Below are 19,307 nucleotides of genomic sequence, written 5' to 3'. Positions count from 1 at the left end.
ATTCACGGGTGGAAGAGAAAGTCCGCACAATATTCGTTTGTTCAGACTCGATTGGCGAAACAGCAAATACGGTTGTTCAAGCGACGATTCGTCAGTTTAACGCTAGTCGAGTTCATGTAAGACGTTTCGGGACCATGCGAACGGAGCACGAAATCCAAATGATGATGGAGGAAGCCTCCAGGGTAAATGGTTTTGTTGTCTACACACTTGTTCTTCCAGAATTAAGAGAGATGATGCGCCAAGAAGCCATTCGTTTAAACGTGACCAGTATAGACGTCATGGGTCCTGTCATGCAAGCATTCATTGATAACTTTCATGATTCTCCTAAAAAACAAGCGGGCTTACTGCACCAGATGGATGAAGATTATTATAAGCGGGTCGAAGCCATTGAGTTTGCAGTTAAATGCGATGATGGAAAAGACACAAGTGCTTTTAAACAAGCAGATATTGTACTTCTAGGTATATCGAGGACATCGAAAACACCGTTAAGTATTTATCTTGCTCACAAAGGGTACAAAGTGGCTAATTATCCGTTAGTACCTGAAGTGAAGCCGCCGAAAGACTTGTTTACGCTGGACAAAAGTAAATTGATCGGCTTGACGATGAGCGCAGCTCAGCTCGTTAAGATCCGTACGGAACGACTTAAAGCGGTGGGGCTGCCATTTGGCGCTAAATATTCAGCTATTGAAAGAGTAGCGGAAGAGCTGGAATACGCATATGGCTTGTATAAGCAGCTTGGATGTACCGTGATCGACGTTACGGAAAAAGCTATTGAGGAAACCGCCGGCATCATCTTGGATGCCATGTAATAGAAGTAAATAGAGTAAAAGGATAGCCCCAATGAATGGTTTGGGGCTATCCTTTTACTTTTTTTTACGTCGATGTTACCTTTCTTCACATAATTTCTGACAATATTATTGGTACATTCAGGATAAACATGCAGTTTTCCACAATAAAAATCACATTTTACCCATAAACTGGTTGACGAAAATTGAATTCCCCCAACTTTTAAGTAAGTCTATTTTCTTAAATGAGTTGCTGTTTCCTTCTCTATCTTTGACCATCGAAGTTCGTAGTACCGAATTAGAACATCGGTTAATTAATTCGGGATTTATTACAGTAATTGCGATTTTTTATGGGTCTCTAGGATCATATCCCTTTCGTTTAACTTGTAGAATATTGTTTCGGTTAAGTCATATTGGGAAATTTATCATGCATTTTAGGGCATTCAAATGCCAATCTATCAACCAATTCCCCCAATTTACTAGACAACCCAACACATATAAAATAAACGTAACCTATCATTTACTTAAGTGAGGTATCTAAGTTTACGAGATTGAAATTTCAGGCAGTTAACCGGTTTAGCATTCCATTTAGAAAATGAGACATTATGAATGAAGAGGGGTACAGGCATGAAAATGAAGAAGAGTCTTACCAGGGGAATTACTACCTTATCCGTCAGCGCCATGTTGTTGTCGAATGTGAACTATGCGTTCGCAGATCAAGGTCTAAATGTTCAGTCATCTTCAACTAGCAATTTAAACATGGATACGCAAGAAGATCCCCGTAAGCCAGGTATATTTGTAAATAATGTATCCAGTGGTGATACAGGAATAACAGTAGACAACTTAGACACGATAAAACAACAAGGTCTGAACAGCTTAAAGGCTGCTGCAGAAAGGGATCAAAAAGCACAACTCGCTTCAAAAGATTCACTAATTTCAGATGATCAAAACCAACATAAACCTGATGAAATTGTCAAAGCTATTGTCCAATTGGATGGCGCTACGGTTTCGGAATTGGCAGCACCCAATCAGCAGGCAGGTATTAATCAACTTTCAGTTGGTGAAGCAAAAAGTGATCTTCATGAGGATATCCAATCCACTAAGAGTAAAATTCTAAGTGGGTTAACGCCTAAGTCGAAGTCAAAGAGTACTGGCAGCGAACCAGTACCCGTATTTAAACATGATTATGAAAATGTCATTAAAGGCTTCAGTGTTGAGAACATCAAATTTAGCGACATTAACTATATCAAGTCACTTCCTGGCGTAAAGGCAGTTACTTTACAAAGAACTTATCAGCCTGCTGTAAGTCATGATCATGTGGAGCATGAAGAAACAGGAATTAAGAATTTATGGAATGGAATAGCAGTGCCAGGGTCCAAGTATAAAGGCGAAGGCATGGTTGTTGCGATCGTCGATACTGGGGTAGATTGGAAGCATGAGGCTTTTCCAGCGCCGACCAATATGGCATTAGCAAAATACAAAAAAGGTAAATACTCCTTAAAAGTAGTTGAAGGATATAACTGGGCAGACCAAACGGATGATGTCATTCCGGACATTATCAATCACCCAGGAACTAGCTCCCATGGTGTACACGTTGGTGGTATTGCTGCAGGTTCTGGTCCTCATATGTTGGGGGTTGCACCAGAAGCGCAAATCATTGCAGAGAAAGTATTCTCTAATTCAAATCCTGGTGCGTTAGAAGAAGATATTATCAAAGGTATCGACCATGCCTCAGCAATGGGAGCCGATGTCATTAATATGAGCTTAGGCTCATCCTCGACCTTTGATCGCAGAGATCCAAATGATCCAATGGGAATTGCAATTCGCAATGCTACGGATGCAGGTCATCTCGTTGTCGTTGCCGCGGGTAATGCTTCTAATGCTTACGATGATAAAGGTAATTTGAGTGGGAAAATTAATCTGGATAATACCCCGGATTTAAACAAAATAGGGAATCCAGGTGTATACCCTGATTCATTCACGGTAGCAGCGGCTAATATTAATATTCAAAAAACAAGGTATGGTTTTACCGTACCAGGCGTTGGTACAGTGTATGGAGATGGTTTAGATGCTTGGCCTGATATGCCTGATCATACCAGAACGTATCCACTAGTTTCATTAAGTATGACGCCAAAAGGTGATGGCACATTTATAGATGAAAAATATGGGTTACCTGGTGATTATAAAGGTCTTAATGTTGCAGGCAAAGTTGTACTAGTGAAAAGAGGAGTCATTAATTTATCGGAAAAAACAGCTAATGCCAAGGCGAATGGTGCAATAGGCATTATTGTTTATAATAGCGGACCTGATAATGTAACAGCACCTCCATTTCCACAAGGCTTTGGAACCATACCATTCTCGTTTATAAGTGCTGAGGATGGACGTAAATTGCAGTTAGCTCTTGGTAATATAAGTAATTGCATAACGAATGCTGTAACTTGTATGTGGGGTCCACTCAATATGACAGTTGATGGGGGAACAAAAGCCTCTCCGTTTACTGAAACGGGTGCAGGACAACCAACGGATTTCTCTTCATGGGGAACAACAAGTGATTTGGAATTAAAACCACAAATTATGGCGCCTGGACTAAATATCGTTTCGTCGATAACTTCGTCGATAACTAGAAAAAATGGCCAAGCTGATCCATATGAAGCTGAAAGCGGAACATCCATGGCTGCACCATATGTAGCTGGAGCACTAGTGGATGTGATGCAGGCTCTTAAAGACAAAGGATTTAAAACAGGTACAAGAAGCTTTGTACAAACTGTAAAGAATTTAGCTACGAACACATCAATTCCAGCAATTAGAACATATGAGGATTCAGCACATAAAATCGAATATCAACCAAGAAGACAAGGCGCAGGTATGATTAGACCTGACTTGGCAGTAAAAACGCCAGTTGTAGTAACTGAAAGCAATGGAACAGGCGTAGTTAGTCTGAAAGAAATTGGTCAAACGAAATCTTTTACGTTGACGGCTACCAATTTAACTGGCAAGGCAGTTAGTTATAATTTGCGTGGTACTGCAATGACCGACGAATTAAGAAACCCTAATAAAACTTACTCGGATAATATTCGCAGCACGAAATTGTCTGATAATAGTATTACGTTTAGCACTAATAGTGTTACAGTTCCAGCCAATTCAACAACTAGCTTTGATGTTACGTTAACGGTTAGTAACGATGTAAAACCCAATGCTTTTGTTGAAGGATATATATATTTAGAGCCGCAAGACAACCAATATCCTACATTAAACGTTCCTTACAATGGATTCTACGGTGATTGGGATCAACCTGCTATCATTGATCCGTTTGATACTGGAATGTGGTCTAAATCCGCCGCCGCTTGGGGAACTCAAGTAGGAAGAGTTTTTGCCGGTAATCCATATTCTTATGCACCTGAAACAGACGAAGAAGCAGAACTAAGAGGTACACTGAAGGATAAATATTTTACATTTGCATTCTCGAAATATTATCCTATGTACCCTGTTCCAATTTTAGCATTATTGAGAAATGCACGTAACATAAGTGTAGATGTTGTAGACGATAACAAAACGCTAATAACGCATATTAAAGATTCCGAATGGCTAGTTAAGGCGGATCCATATTCGAATAGTATTGCTGGGACATATAATCCTGAATGGATTTGGGACGGAACGAACTCAGGATCCGTTGTTCCCGATGGTCAGTATTACTATGCCATTACGGCGACAGCAGACATTCCTGGTGCTGTGAAGCAAGCCCCTGTTTACCTGCCCGTGTATAAAGATTCACATGCACCTAAAGCAGATATTATCAAGAAAGACAATTATCAAGAGGCTACTAATCCTGAAACGACTAGTACGTCAAGTTATACGCTAAATTGGAAAGTTAACGACGATGCGAATCCGCCTTATCAAGAAAGCGGTGGCGTACTTGGTTATAGTTCATTGATTTCTATCAATGGAACAGAGCTCACTTATCTTAAAGATGAGAATGGTAAATATGTGAATTATCAACAACTCATCAAGAAAAGATCCGATGGCTCCTATGAGTTGACAGTTCGAGAATTGAACAGTGGTCTTAATGTATTTATTGTTGAGCCAAGGGATCGAGCTGGAAATGTTGGGGAAGCTGAATTTGTTGTAGTAAAAACTAACAAGGGTTTATGGATCGATGAACATGCAGCGATTTATAATGGTAACATTCCAAGTAATTATTGGAGTGCGAATGTAAAACTTGGTCAAACTTTTACTTTTAAATTTGATGTTTACGGAACAGGCATGACAAGTGTCAAGCAAGTTATCGTTCAAAAGAGTGATGAGAATAAGGCGTTGACTGGAACAAAAACTTATACTCCGACTTCTGCTGAATGGAAACAAGAGCCTTTTGGAGATATAACTAAATACACAATTACTGCAACTGTTACGATACCGTCTAGTTTTAATTCTAACTTTAAAGGACCAGGAGAATACATTGCAGAGTTCATACCTTTGCAAGATAATCAATTTTGGAATGTTGCTTCTGACGCAGCTCCTAGAACTGGAATTTACACGTATGTTGACAATGCGGCTCCTACGATTACATGGAATAAAGATAAAGTAACAGCCTATGTAGCTTCGGAATCCTCTGATACAGTATCCTTGATGCTCAATACAAATGTGCAAGATTCGATTGGGAATTCAAGAGGGTTTACAGTCAGTACAGCTACTTACTCTGTGACGGATGCAACTTATACTATTGTTGCAAATGATGTAATAGGAAGCCAACCCAAGTATACCATTGACCCCGTTAATTTCCGTTATCCGTTAGTTTTAAGAGATGGGCATTATTCAATTGATATTGCAGCTAATGATGGTATGAATGCTGCATCTTTCAAAAAATTAGATATTCAAGTAAATATGAGTACAAAGCAAATCATAATTAATGATTCTGGTGATATTAGTACAATAAATATCAAGACAGCTCCATATCAGCCACATGAGGCGAGAATAAGTATCGAGAATTACTTTAACGGTGGTAAAAATGGTGAAAAGTATGTGGAAATTGCAACAAATCCACTTGTATGGGCTTTGATGACACCAGCTTATGGTAATAATAAGACAAAGCAACCGTTACAGGAATTAGCTCCAATCGTACTAATTGGTGATCAGAAAGTATCAGCTTTAATTAGTCCTCAAGGTTACTCAGCAGTAGGAGGACAAGGTATAAAGGATGATAAACCTTATTACATCCCAGCGGATACATTTATTATTAGTGCTGCACGAAGCGGTTATGATGATCCGGGTAGTTTTCCGCAAGGAAATAGTAATTTAACGATTACTATGATTGACTACATGGGGAACAAAACAGAAAAAGTAGTTCCTGTTTACAAGGATACATTGCCTCCTAGAGTTCAATTTAATAATACAATTATCGATGATACAGGGACAGCATCATTTACAACGCTTGACTCAACATTAACAGTATCAGGCTCGGTATATGGAGCACAAAGTCCATTTTATGCAGAGATGAATGACTATCGGAGACTTGCTAAAGGTGAACCTACTTACCATGACTTATTTACTAACAGTGGAGCTTGGGGTAGTCTTTGGGATGCTAATAACTTGGTTCGACAAGAAATGATAAGACCTGCAGGGAAAAGCACTTTTAATTTCGAGGTTACAGATCTACAGCCTGGTAATAATTTATTGAATATAACGGGATCTTCTGTGTTGGAAGGCAGGGCTCCAGTTGGAGCATACGCTTTGACCATGAATGTGGTTATATTCCGTTTTAGCAGTTCAACAGTGTCCGATGAGACATTAGTACAGAATGTAACAAGTGGTTTGTCAGAGACAATGTTGAAAGGGCAAAACGCAAGCCTGAATCATGTCGTTACCAATCTTGCGTTGCCTTATAATGATCCCAATTACGATACATTGATCAGTTGGAAATCAAGCGATACAAGTGTAATCACAGATGCTGGTATTGTTAAGAGACAAGCATCAGATCAGACTGTTACTCTTACAGCAAAGATTACAAGAGGCAGTGAGACATTGACCAGACCGTTTATGGTTCATGTAATTGCTAAACAAGTTGATGCTAAATTGGCTGTTAATGAAGACAAATCCTTTATTCATTGGGATGCGATTCGTGGAGGGAATACAGTACAAGACAACGTATATCAAACATTGACACTTCCAATTTCAGGTGCAAATGGTACTACGATTACTTGGACTGCTGACGATACGAAGCACATTTCCATTGCTAAAGTGCCAGCTTCAGGTCAAACGTCAAACTCGACGCAAGCAAGAATATATAAACCGTTGTTTGATGAAACAGATGTAACCATAAATTTGGTTGCGAAACTAACAAATGGCAGTGAAACAGAGTATCAAACCTTTACTTTAATCGTAAAAAAAGATACAGGAAATATGGATAGAGCTAAGCTTTTGAGAGCAATAGATGCTATTAGTATCAAGGAATTTCTTGGTAAAAATTCAACAGAGAATAATGTTACGCAAGATTTAGTTTTCCCATCCAGTATTGGAAATAATGGAATAACGATCAGCTGGTCTTCAGAAGCCGATTATGTTATTTCAAATGTTGGGAAAATTACAAAACAAGCTGAAAACGCATATGTAGGTGTAACAGCAACATATAGGTTTGGTAATGCCTTTACAGCTAAAAAATACTATTTCATGGTAAGAAGTGCGGATAAAGTAACAGATCCATCTTTTGATAAGGTTGATGATACGTCTGTTCAAGCTGCTCAAGCATCCATCGTTTGGAATCTGATCAAAAAGGATAATACAGCTCAAAATGCTGTAGTTTCTAACTTGAACCTACCTACTGATGGAGCACATGACACGACGATTACTTGGTCATCAAGTCATCCAACTATCATCAATCCAAATGGATCGGTAACAAGACCATCTGGTAATAATGTGATAGTTACTTTGACAGCTACTACAACCAAAAACAATGCAACACCTTTGACTAAACAATTTTCAATTGTCGTATGGGGATTGGGAGCACAACCTGCATCAGGAGGGGGACAATTACCACCTGTAAAAGAGGATAAACAAGCGGTTTCTGTTCCAGAGAGTAAACTTACTGAAGTTAAGGATGGAAAAGCAACTGTAGAGGTTGCATCCGATACCAAAGAAGTTAAACTTCCAACAAATGCAGCTGATTTGCTGGCGAAGAACAAGCTTGAAGTGAAGACGGGTAACATAACGCTTGATATTCCGTCCGAGCTGCTGAAGAAACTTACTGCTTCACTTTCGGCAGCTGAGTTGAAAGACAGTTCAATTTCATTGAAGCTGGATGCATTAACGAATGAGAAGGCGAAAGAAATTGTAGGCAATAACTCGTCTCAATCGGATGTTAAGCTTGCTGGTCAGGTTTACGATTTCACATTGTCCGTAACTGGTAAAGATGGTCAAACCGTTACAACATTGTCGAAATTCGATGAGCCAATCACCATTACATTTAAAGTGGACGCGTCTTCTGACACGAACAATGTTGCGGTATACTATATCGCTGAAGATGGTACGCTTGAATACATCGGTGGAGAATACAAAAATGGTGAGATCGTGGTACAGATTAGCCATTTCAGTAAGTATGCTGTTTTGGAAGTTACTAAATCATTTAGCGATGTACCAAGTACGCATTGGGCATCTGCGGTGATCAAAGATCTAGTCGCTAAACAAATTATTAGCGGTGCAAGCGATACAACGTTTAATCCTGAGGGCAATGTAACTCGCGCTGAGTTTACTAAACTTCTTGTACAAGCGTTGAAGCTTACAGCAACCGGCGAAATTTCTTTCACGGATGTAGAATCAGATGCATGGTACGCTAATTATATTTCTATCGCTGTTAAAGCGGGTATTGTAAGTGGAAAGAGCGATACAATCTTTGCACCGAATGCACAAATTACACGTGAAGAAATGGTTACGATGATGATGCGTGCTTACGCGATCTTGAACACAGCTCCACAAACAGGAACAGCAGCCCAGTTCACAGATGCAAATGAAGTTTCCACTTGGGCAACTGAGTATGTGAATGCTGCTGCGAAGCTACAATTAATTCAAGGCCGCGCTGAAGGCAAATTTGCTCCAAAAGGTATGTCCACTCGCGCTGAAGCTGCTCAAGTTATTTACAACATGTTGAAAAAGTAAGACTAATCAACAAAAAAAAGGGACGCTACTCCATGGAGTAGCGTCCCTTTTCATTTGCTTTGCTATTTTTTATTAATGAAATTACTTGCGATCTCTAGAGCTTTCTCCGTATCACCTGTTCTCGTGAAATGGTTAAATAGCTCTTTCTCTGCTTGAATCATATCATACATAAAGCCGTTCTTTTTATACAAGGGCAAAGCTTGTTCATATAAGTATTGATAATACTGCTGATCTTGTTTCTGAATTAAGCACATAAGAAGATTGAATAGAATACCGTAAGTCAGATCATTCATATCCGCGGCGATGCGCAGACCTTCTTGCGTAAAAAGTACTAATTCTTCATGCGAGATTAGGTTCCCACCCTGACAACTCTTGAGGTAACCCTCTAAAGAAATCATATAGTGTACGCTATTTTTCTCGACTAGACCCATCGATAGTTGATAATACTGACTTGCAGGCTCATATTCGTTCCGGATGAGATACTCGAAAGCTAAATTGTTGTACACTTTGGCTTTACGAACAAGATCATTGCAGAGATCGCAGCTATGAATCAGGTTTTCAAATTTAGTAATCATTTCTGTGAAGTCAAGATGGTTCTCATCTTTGGCTTGAAGCAACATCAGCATTTCTGTGTCGATAACCCTAAGGAAACAATTCGTTTGTTTGAAAAATTTCAATGCTTTCTCTGCGTAATAATAGGACAAAATTTGAGAGTGATACCAATGATAAGTTAGCGCTAAGTGATAATAGTACTCTGGATTGGCGTAATCCGTATCATTGATGCTTTTTAGCATGTTGTGAGCATTTAGAAAATCTTGCTTAGATATATAGTATAAACCTAATACATGTTTGAACAGATTGCTCTCATAAGGCGGTAGCTGCGGAGCGATCTTTTGTATTTCCTTAATTATTTGTTCAGCTTGCTCTGTGTTGTTGCGTATCAGAAAATATCTGGCCTGAAGCAACTTGTATAACGCTTTATAGTCCGTTAGCTGAATCAAAGCGATATGCTCAAGTTCTTCTTTAATGGCATCCATTTCTTCAAAAAGATGCTTGATAATGACATCATGCCACTGGTGAAGTCTTTTCCTAATGTTATTTAAATTTGATAATTCTTGTTCAATGTTGATGCCAAGTCGATCAGCTAACAGCTGAATGACCTCGGGGGAATAATCAGTCATCCCTTTTTCTATCTTACTAATATGTGTATCCGAACAAATCCCCTGACCCAATTGCTCCTGAGTTAAGTGAGCTTTCGTTCGGTAAAATTTAATGATTTTCCCTTCATGCATACAAACTTCCTCCTGAACTGTGGGAAAAAGCAACATTCCCTCAGTTTTACTATGATGCTTCATATTCTTTTACAATATAACAATCGTTATCGTATTGCCAATGTTAAATAGTTACTTTGCACATCCACTTAGAGCGAATAGTCAAGCAGGTATTGGATAAAATAACCTGTGAGACTGGGGGATTGCAATTGGCGAAGATCACAGACATCCAAATGGGGCAAGGTTTAGAGAAGGATTTGCAGCAGATTCAAGCTATATGTACTATGCAAGACTTCCAAGTCAGAAAGCTGCAACACGTGTATGGCTGTTACATCGATTCAATGGTATCCAGAGAAGAAATTGACAAGAAGATTTGGCAATTTGTACATAGCGAGGCAGAGACACGTGAGGACATTCTTTCGATCAGCGAAAGCTACGAGAAGACTGAATGCCCAGATTTGACTTCCTGTATCGAGAAAATTATGGATGGTTGGACGGTTCTGTTATTTGAACAAGGCATGCCAATTAGCATAAATACCTTCAAGGTTGATCAACGCCCAATCTCTACAAGCTTGAACGAGAATACGATTCAAGGTTCTCAAGAAAACTTTGTGGAGTCCTATATTTCAAATGTTAGTGTCATAAGAAAAAATATTAAGTCTTCAAAACTACAACTAGAGAAAATACAAGTAGGGGAACAGTCCAAAACAACGATTGCTATCATGTGGATGGATGGATACGCAGATGAGTCGCAGGTTTCGGAGTTCAGAAGCCGTATTGGGCAAGTTGACGCCGAAGTAATCGATAGCGCGGTTCTGACTGAAAGCATCTCCGATCAACCTTACCAATTATTTCCAACTTATGTCACAACGACACTGCCGCAGAAAGTGATTTCCAGTCTTATGCAAGGAAAAATCATCGCAATTGTTAACGGTTATCCCCAAGTTGTGATTGCACCCAGCACATTTTGGGACTTTCTGGATGCACCTGATGACTACACGAATAGTTGGTTTTATAGTACCATCTTGCGGGTACTCCGGTTGTTCGCTCTTGTGATAGCGATTATGGCAACGCCTATTTACGTCTTTGTAACAACGTTTAATAATCAGTTACTTTCCTTAGATTTAGTTATCCCTATGCTGGAACAGCGTTCCAAGGTACCTTTTGATCCATTATACGAGGCTTTAGCCATAACCGTGATTCTAGACCTACTCCGAGAAGCTGTAGCACGATTACCTGTCAAAATCGGACAGACGATCGGTATTGTTGGAGGTATTGTGATTGGTCAAGCAGCTGTAGAAGCGCATTGGACGACCAATTACTTAATTATACTGGCATCTGCGGCAGCCGTTGCATCCTTTACAATACCGACTTACATGATGACGAACTCCTTTTGGGCGATTCGTTATTTGGTGTTACTTATTTCTGGTTCCAGTGGATTATTCGGGATATTCATTGTTTTCGCAGTCGTTGTTCTCCATTTGCTTAAACTGAGATCTTTAGGGACTCCTTATCTATATCCATTGGCACCATTGCGATTTATACAACTAAAGGGTGTTATGTTCAGGTTTCCCAAGATTTACTTTAACCCTCCGTTTAAACATATCCAGCCCGATCAGGAAAGAGAGAATAAGAAATGAAGCGGTCATCCAGGGAAGCAGATTTGAAAGTAGATAAAAGCACGCTTATTTTTTTGATGATTACCTTGCAATTTGGATTAAGCATCTTTCAGGTGCCACGCCTTTTGGCCAAGGAAGTGAATAACGAGGGGTGGATTATGATGGCCCTCACGTTCTTTCTGATTCAACTATTTGTTTATTTAGGTATCGTGACGATTAGGCGAAATGGTGATATGCACTGGTTTGACATTGCAAGAAAGTTTTTGGGGAAAGTAGGTAGTAAGCTATTCGCGGCTGTCTTTGTGCTTTATTACTTTGTGAGTTCGGTCATCACGATGAGTGATTATATAGGTCTCCTTAATGACTATTTGTTTCCCAGAACATCAAGACTAGCTCTATGCATGCTCCTGATCGTTCCGATCGTATACATGCTTACTGGAGGGATATCTTTAATTTCTCGGTTTACCATCATCGTATTTATATCGGGACTTTGGATATACATTCCCTTATACGTTCCACTAAATACAATAGAACCAGAATTGATTCTACCAATAACGTACTTGGGGGGATCGAACTATTTAAAAGCGATATACGATCTTTGTTCATCTACTCTCAATTTTAGTATCTTCTTTTTTCTATTTCCGTATATTAATGATAAATCCAAAGCATTTGTCCATCTTTCTTACGGACATTGGTACGTAAGCTTAACCTATATGATTGTGAATTTGATCGTTACGGGACGCTTAGGGTATGAATTTACAAGAGATAACTTCTATCCAGTTCTTAATATATTTCGGGTTTCACAATTTAAATTTATTGAAAGAACAGAGCTTATTATTGTGGCTCAATGGTCCCTCTTGATAATCGTCTTGATTAGTGGATACTTCTGGGTTTCCGAGCTTGGCATTCGCTTCATTAGTCCAAGAGTAAAGGGGAATTTCCCCTTCATTCTCTCAGCGGTAATGATTTGCAGTATTGTGATTCTGCCAAGTGAAATTCTAAGCTTAGAGCCTTATATGAAGATAATAAAAGGTGTAGGTGTTTGTTTGATTTATTTCATGATTCTACTCTTTTGGTTTCTCACCATGATCCGAAAGGTGGGGAGGTAAGGGATGGCTTTAAGATTCGCCGTAATCATTGGATTGTGCTTACTACTAGCGGGGTGTGGGACTGCCATTGATAAGAAGATTATGGACAATCAATCGATTGTTTTAGCTTTGGCCTATGATCAATCAGAAGCCAAGAAGATAACAGTTACGGGCAGTATGCCTAATCCTGTCGAAGCTGCGAAAGAGAAGGTGGAAGTCATTAGCGTAAATGTGAAAGGTGTGAACGATGCTTGGGAGCAACTCCGTAAAAAGTCAGGTAAACCTATAGCTTCTGGTCAAACTAAGATTATTTTAATAGGTGAGGATATGGCTAAATCGGATTTTACCAACATTATTACCCCTCTTTATCGGGATCCTAATATAAGTCAAAACATCTATGTTGCCATTACCAAAGGAAAAGCTGCCACTGTTTTGGAAGCAAGCTTCAAGGATAAACTGATTACACCTCTGTATCTATATAGTCTTATTTCAACAGAAGAAAAACCTCGTAAATATGGAGGTGGCCGATTGTTCAACATGATGTTGGGGCTGTATATGTCTGGGAAAGATTGGGTTTTGCCTATCCTTCACTTAAATGAAAAGGATATAAGTATGGACGGTATGGCTGTTATCAGAGATGGTCAAATGGTTGGGACGATTGAGAAGGCATCCATACCCTTTCTTCATTTACTCAAAGGTGTCAATTATAACGATATCATTACCATGTATTTGAACCCAGATGACAAAGAAGAGTTAACGAGTATCTCTTTTGTACGCAATAAACGAACCTTGGTTGTCGATCCTAAGATACCGGACAAAATCCAATTTAATATTGAAGCCAGAGGACAAATATTTGAACATAACGGATATGAGCTAAATACAAAGACTAATGTGGATCAGGCCAAGAAAAAAATGGAAAAGTATATAAAGAATCAATGTGAAAAACTCATTCTTCAACTACAAGCTATGGAAGCAGACCCTCTTGGGTTAGGGTTATACTATCATGCAAGACTTTCCCCGGATAAGTGGTCCGATTCATGGTGGCGGGCCCAATATGCGAAGATGCAGTTTGACATTAATGTTAATGTTAAAGTGAATAATATTGGCATACTGGAGTAATCGAGAGCGGAAGGTGGGAGGTCGATGATCAATTGGCTGTTTAACCACATCATTTTGAGTAAATATTTTTGGTACACCGTGGTTTTAATTATCATAGCAATCGGAGTTGGATTTGCGCATCTTCTTAATAAACGATTAGAGAAAGTAATGCGAAAGCACGTTAAAAAGTAAATGTATGTGATCGTAAAAGCTTAGTTATACATAGGTGAAGAAAGGGAAGGTTCACCTCGAACCTTCCTATTTGGCGATCATTTTCCACCATTCTTGAACATGACTAGGCAAATGTGTGACAATGATAGTGGTCATATTTTATAAATGCAAAAAGAGAGTGAGACTTGAAGGAGGATTTGCAACATGATGAAAACGATGAAGCTTGGAACCAGCACATTAGAAGTTCCGGTTATTGCAGTAGGCTGTATGAGAATTAATTCGTTGGACAAGATCGAGGCTGAACGCTTCGTCCAAGGGGCGCTGGATATAGGGGCCAATTTCTTCGACCATGCGGATATTTACGGTGGCGGTACCTGTGAGGAAATTTTCGCGGATGCCATCCATATGAACGATGATGTACGAGAGAAAATCATTCTGCAATCCAAATGCGGTATCCGCAAAGGGATGTTCGACTTCTCTAAAGAACATATTTTGGAATCCGTGGACGGGATACTGAAGCGGCTCAAGACCGATTATTTGGATATTCTGCTTTTGCATCGCCCAGATGCCTTAGTGGAGCCGGAAGAGGTCGCTGAAGCTTTTGATCTTCTGAAAAGCACGGGGAAAGTTAGACATTTCGGTGTTTCCAATCAGACACCTTTGCAAATTCAACTATTGAAGAAATCGGTCAAGCAGCCGCTTGTAGCGAATCAATTACAACTAAGCATCACCAACTCTACGATGATCTCGAATGGCATGAATGTGAATATGCTGAATGATTCCGCGGTGAACCGTGACGGCAGTATTCTAGATTACTGCCGATTGAACGATATCACCATTCAGCCCTGGTCACCTTTCCAATACGGATTCTTCGAAGGCGTATTTCTCGGAAATGAGAAGTTCCCAGAGTTGAATCTGAAGATTGATGAAATCGCGGCAAAATATGAAGTGTCCAATACGACAATCGCGATAGCATGGATTCTGCGCCACCCAGCACGGATGCAGCCGGTTACGGGTACAATGAATGTCAATCGTTTAATCGATTGCGCTAAAGCTGGCGATGTTCAGTTGACACGTCAGGAATGGTATGAGATTTACCGTGCAGCAGGAAATGTACTTCCATAGACGGAACAAATAAAAGAAGAAGCCCGATAGGAGGGCTTCTTCTTTTATTTCTATTACCTCACATACATTTGCGACTGATTGGCAATCGCCTCAAGTACCGTTCGCACATATTCATCAATAGTAAACCATCTCGTATCGATGCTAACGCTGACTTTATTTTCTACCATGTCAATGGCTTCTCTTGGATTCAGTAGATCATATCTTGGGCTGTACATTTCGGTGAATGGAGGCAGATCAGGTCGCCCCATGGGGGCAATCGGTGTGGCGCCTAGGAGCTGCGCTTCGTAGAGAGCCAAGGTGAGACTGCCGCCAATGGTGACCGAAACTGCGGCGGTTGCCTTCGATAATAATTGATAATACTCGGCATGCGGGAGCCTGCCTACTTCAATGCCCAATTCTTTCCACATAGCTACAGGATAATGAGACAGCGGCGTAATAGGCGATGCGATTACCACTCTGTAGCCTAGCTCCATAAATTCAAATGCCATACGTACAGAAAGGTAGGGTTGATAGAATTCATTCATTCGACCAGGGAAAACAATGAGCTTCTCCCGTTCATTCGAGGATGTAATTCCGTTCAGGGTGGCATTCACATAGTCGTGGTCGTAGGGAAAGCCTGCTGCGATAACTTCGACTTGTGATCCTGGAGGTAGACATCGTTTCCCCCAAGGTACCATGCTTGGATTGGTATAGAAGATGGCTTTCAAGGATGGATGATGAAAGATCCATAACGAATCTAAATCTAGCACATTGGTGAAGGGATTCCATACATCATGTTCTTGAATATAAAGCTGTTCAGGAACAGGATCTGCTTCTTTAATTAGATCAAATAAGGTGTATCGTGTAATTAAGACCGGATGCTGAGGGTCCGTGGGCAGTTCAGAGGAAAAGGTATACGGAACTCCCGCGGAATCAAGTCCTTTTCTTAAACCACTGAGATAATTGGGATACCACGCTGTTTGATCTTTGTCGTCTACGAGTACATGTAACATGATGATAAGGCCTCCATCCGGGGATCGTTATCTTTTTTGAATCTGTTATATGCACAATATATCATATTTTGTCGATAAGATCATATCTTACATCAAGTGTAATATGGTATATTAAAGGCTAATTAACGCAGGACGGGGCAGAAGAAAATGAAAGCTGTATTTAACGAATCGGGCAGCGTCCATCACGCCATTCCACACGAACGAGAAGTTATTTATGTGGGGCGCAATGGTCAACAGGTGGAACGGATCCGAGTAAATATGGATGATCAAATAACCAGCTATATTTATAAGCCCCTCACGAATTATCCTTCGATGGGAAGAGAGCTGTGGGTGCAAGAAAATATTAGCTTCCGAATGCCCCAGGTGCATATTCCCAAGATCTCCTATTCTTCAAGAACGCAGGAGCCCGAGAACTATTGGATCGTTTTCGAAGATCTTGGTGTGTTAACCCATACATTCAGTGCGGATATTATGAAAAAAACGGTTGAATGCATGCCCCATTGGCATCTCTTGCCTACTGATCTTGTACCGAATGAATTTGAAGGTCACACGCCACATACCCAAGAGATCCAAGGTTTTATACGCTCAAAGGCTGAGCAAACGAAAGAATTACTCATCAGCATTGGATTTTCTTTAGATAACATCGATTTTATTTACCGTGAGATTGTTCTCCAACATCATTTTGAATCCGAAACGGTTATTTCACATGGCGATTTGTATCCGTTAAACATAGCAGAAGTGAATCATAGTCTCTACATTTTCGACTGGGAGTATATCCATAAGAATAGTGTGTTCTGGGATCTGTACACCTTGATGGACATAACCAGCCCCCAATATCGAAGACCAGCCATGACTCGGGCAGCACGTGTAGACATTCTGAACACATACATCTCAGTTCGTAATAGCATGGCTAAGCCAACCCAAAAGAATTTTATTGCTGATTATCATAAATATAGTGCCTTGCATGCGATATGGCTGCTTCTCTTAATTGAAGATGATCTCGCACATGAAAGGTTCGCAAAATCGGTACTCGAGCAGCAAAAACAAGAAACAATTGAGATTTTAAGAATCGTGTTAAGTTATCTGTTGATCTAAATCAAGACTATCCAAAATCTGAGTTGAAAAAAAACTGCAAAATTCGACAAAATTGCTTTATAATGATGTTACTACATGAATTTTGAGGGAGATCGTAAGTATGTTTGCATCATTGGATAAATTCCCGCTAAAAACAATTTTAATTTTCTTAATTGCAATCATAAGTATGAATATTACATATTTTCAACACTCGAAAGTTTTGCTGAATTATCATCAACAAGAGAAGATCAACATAGTAACTTCTACGATTTCCTCAGAGCTGGATAAGCAGAATGAAGTCGAAGCTACATACGATGAGATGCTTGCTCATGACCTAAGAACAACTTCTTTAGTTATAGAAAAGTCTTTAGATCCAGATTTTCATAATGTCACGAATGCACAATTAGTAGAGTTAGCCAAGCAGCTGAATTTAGCCGGAATTACGTTATTTGAGCGGAGAGACGATGATTTTATTGGCGTGAGATCTTCAGATCCCAAAGAAATCAACGTCAGTTCCAAGACGTGGGGCATCGTGTATGCAGCGCAATTGCAATTAACAGACATGAAAACCGTTGATGTTGGTGCGGGCTTAACGCTCGACCATTTTTGGAGCGGGCCCATTGATACAGCTTCCACAGATGAATCCAACATTAGAAAATGGGGGGAGTATTACGACGGGACTACCAATTATATTATTAACCCTTATGTAAACGTATCAAATAGTCTTGTAAATTACCGGGAAAAAGTAGGCGTGGATGTAAGCATTCAGGAGCTTCTTGACAATAATAAAGGAAATCTGCTGGAAATTGGCGTCTTGAATCCTGAGAAAATTTTCGTAAAAGGGCCTCCAACAAATAATAGAAGCAGCTGGTACTCGGAGAGGCTCGTTGTTAACGGTTCATATGTGTATAGAGATATATTAGAGGAGGACCAGATTCGGGAAGCTATACAAACCAATAAAACCGTTTATTATAATGTCGTTATTAATGGGAAAAATATTTTAAAGAGCTTTACGCCTATTGAAACGTCAAATTTGAAATACATTCGGGATGATTTTACGAAAGTGGTCATGGTTGCAACCGATTACACCCAAATAGAAAAAACATTACATCAGCAGTTTCGTGAAGTTTTCATATTCATGAGCATTGTAACACTGTTGGTCTGTGTTGTTATCATCATTCTTTTCTCCATTACGCGTAAAAGGAATGAAGGTGCGGTTAAGACCGTTCAAGATGTCTATTTAGAGAACATCAATTCCATTGTTCAATCGATTAAGGAACAGCGTCATGATATCATCAACCATATAACGACCATCTCGTGGATGATCAAATTGAAGAAATTTGAAAGCTTGCAAGAATATATCGATCCTTTAATCCAAGATGCGAAAATGATGGATAACAAAATTAAAGCAGTTGAGATTAATATTCCAGCATTAAGCGGAATTATCCAAGCCAAGCTAGCCCAATCGGAAGTGCATAACATTGACATGCAGGTTGATTTTAAAAATATGGAAAACCTGCGACTTACGACGATTAAGACGACGGATCTGGTTCGCATATTGAGTAATTTAATTGATAATGCGTTTGACGCGACGATCGAGCTTCCGGTCACTGAACGAAAAGTTACGATAGAAGGAACTGTTCAAGGCAACCAACTCATTATTAAGGTGCAGAATTCCTGCAACCCGGTGAGTCCAGAGATTTACACAAGAATATTTGAATCGGGGTTCTCTACAAAGTCAGGAAAGAACAATAAAGGTTTAGGACTTCATATCATTAAACAGTTAATTGAACGGTATAGAGGAAGCATTGATTTTAGTACGAAAGAAGCTGGCGTTACGTTCGCAATCGTCATTCCATTAAAACACGAAAAATAAAAATTTGAATGTATAAGATTTCCTTACACTCCACATCCTAAGTGTACACCACGAGAAGGAGTGATT

Annotated in this window: 10 protein-coding genes; 8 read left to right on the top strand and 2 right to left on the bottom strand. The window is 39.7% G+C overall.

The features are described 5' to 3' along the window. The first annotated feature begins 8 nt into the window (after positions 1-8). Positions 9-809: a pyruvate, water dikinase regulatory protein gene (locus tag AC58QC_RS00130; RefSeq protein WP_497413180.1), complete on the top strand. Its 801-nt coding sequence runs from the start codon at positions 9-11 to the stop codon at positions 807-809. 603 nt (positions 810-1,412) lie between these two features. Next, positions 1,413-8,927 (top strand): immunoglobulin-like domain-containing protein, encoded by a 7,515-nt coding sequence (locus tag AC58QC_RS00125; RefSeq protein ID WP_497413179.1) that lies wholly within the window; start codon positions 1,413-1,415, stop codon positions 8,925-8,927. Positions 8,928-8,989: 62 nt separating this feature from the next. On the opposite strand, the gene AC58QC_RS00120 is transcribed toward AC58QC_RS00125, so the two are convergent. Further along, positions 8,990-10,219, bottom strand: coding sequence for a helix-turn-helix domain-containing protein (locus tag AC58QC_RS00120; protein WP_497413178.1), 1,230 nt, complete (start codon positions 10,217-10,219; stop codon positions 8,990-8,992). 188 nt (positions 10,220-10,407) lie between these two features. On the opposite strand from AC58QC_RS00120, the gene AC58QC_RS00115 reads away from it, so the two are divergent. The 4 genes from AC58QC_RS00115 to AC58QC_RS00100 all read left to right on the top strand — a co-directional run bounded on the left by AC58QC_RS00115 (position 10,408) and on the right by AC58QC_RS00100 (position 15,299). Next, positions 10,408-11,838, top strand: coding sequence for a spore germination protein (locus tag AC58QC_RS00115; protein ID WP_497413177.1), 1,431 nt, complete (start codon positions 10,408-10,410; stop codon positions 11,836-11,838). Continuing rightward, complete coding sequence (locus tag AC58QC_RS00110; protein WP_497413176.1) at positions 11,835-12,926, top strand: GerAB/ArcD/ProY family transporter; 1,092 nt, start codon at positions 11,835-11,837, stop codon at positions 12,924-12,926. The genes AC58QC_RS00115 and AC58QC_RS00110 overlap by 4 nt, the downstream gene beginning before the upstream one ends. Before the next feature lie 3 nt (positions 12,927-12,929). Then, the gene (locus tag AC58QC_RS00105; protein ID WP_497413175.1) at positions 12,930-14,024 is read left to right on the top strand and encodes a Ger(x)C family spore germination protein; all 1,095 of its coding nucleotides are present in this window, start codon (positions 12,930-12,932) and stop codon (positions 14,022-14,024) included. A 357-nt stretch (positions 14,025-14,381) separates the two neighbouring features. After that, positions 14,382-15,299 (top strand): aldo/keto reductase, encoded by a 918-nt coding sequence (locus AC58QC_RS00100; protein WP_497414042.1) that lies wholly within the window; start codon positions 14,382-14,384, stop codon positions 15,297-15,299. A gap of 53 nt (positions 15,300-15,352) precedes the next feature. Here AC58QC_RS00100 and AC58QC_RS00095 read toward each other — a convergent pair whose 3' ends face one another. Further along, positions 15,353-16,291, bottom strand: a complete 939-nt coding sequence (locus tag AC58QC_RS00095; protein ID WP_497413174.1) for a hypothetical protein — start codon at positions 16,289-16,291, stop codon at positions 15,353-15,355. A gap of 147 nt (positions 16,292-16,438) precedes the next feature. Between AC58QC_RS00095 and AC58QC_RS00090 the strand changes: the two genes are divergently transcribed. Together AC58QC_RS00090 and AC58QC_RS00085 are read left to right on the top strand one after the other, a co-directional pair. After that, positions 16,439-17,386, top strand: coding sequence for a hypothetical protein (locus AC58QC_RS00090; RefSeq protein WP_497413173.1), 948 nt, complete (start codon positions 16,439-16,441; stop codon positions 17,384-17,386). A 100-nt stretch (positions 17,387-17,486) separates the two neighbouring features. Continuing rightward, complete coding sequence (locus AC58QC_RS00085) at positions 17,487-19,241, top strand: sensor histidine kinase (protein WP_497413172.1); 1,755 nt, start codon at positions 17,487-17,489, stop codon at positions 19,239-19,241. The last annotated feature ends 66 nt before the right edge of the window (positions 19,242-19,307 follow it).

The organism is Paenibacillus sp. J22P51 (assembly GCF_059692215.1).
This window is presented reverse-complemented; position numbering and strand designations above follow the sequence as displayed.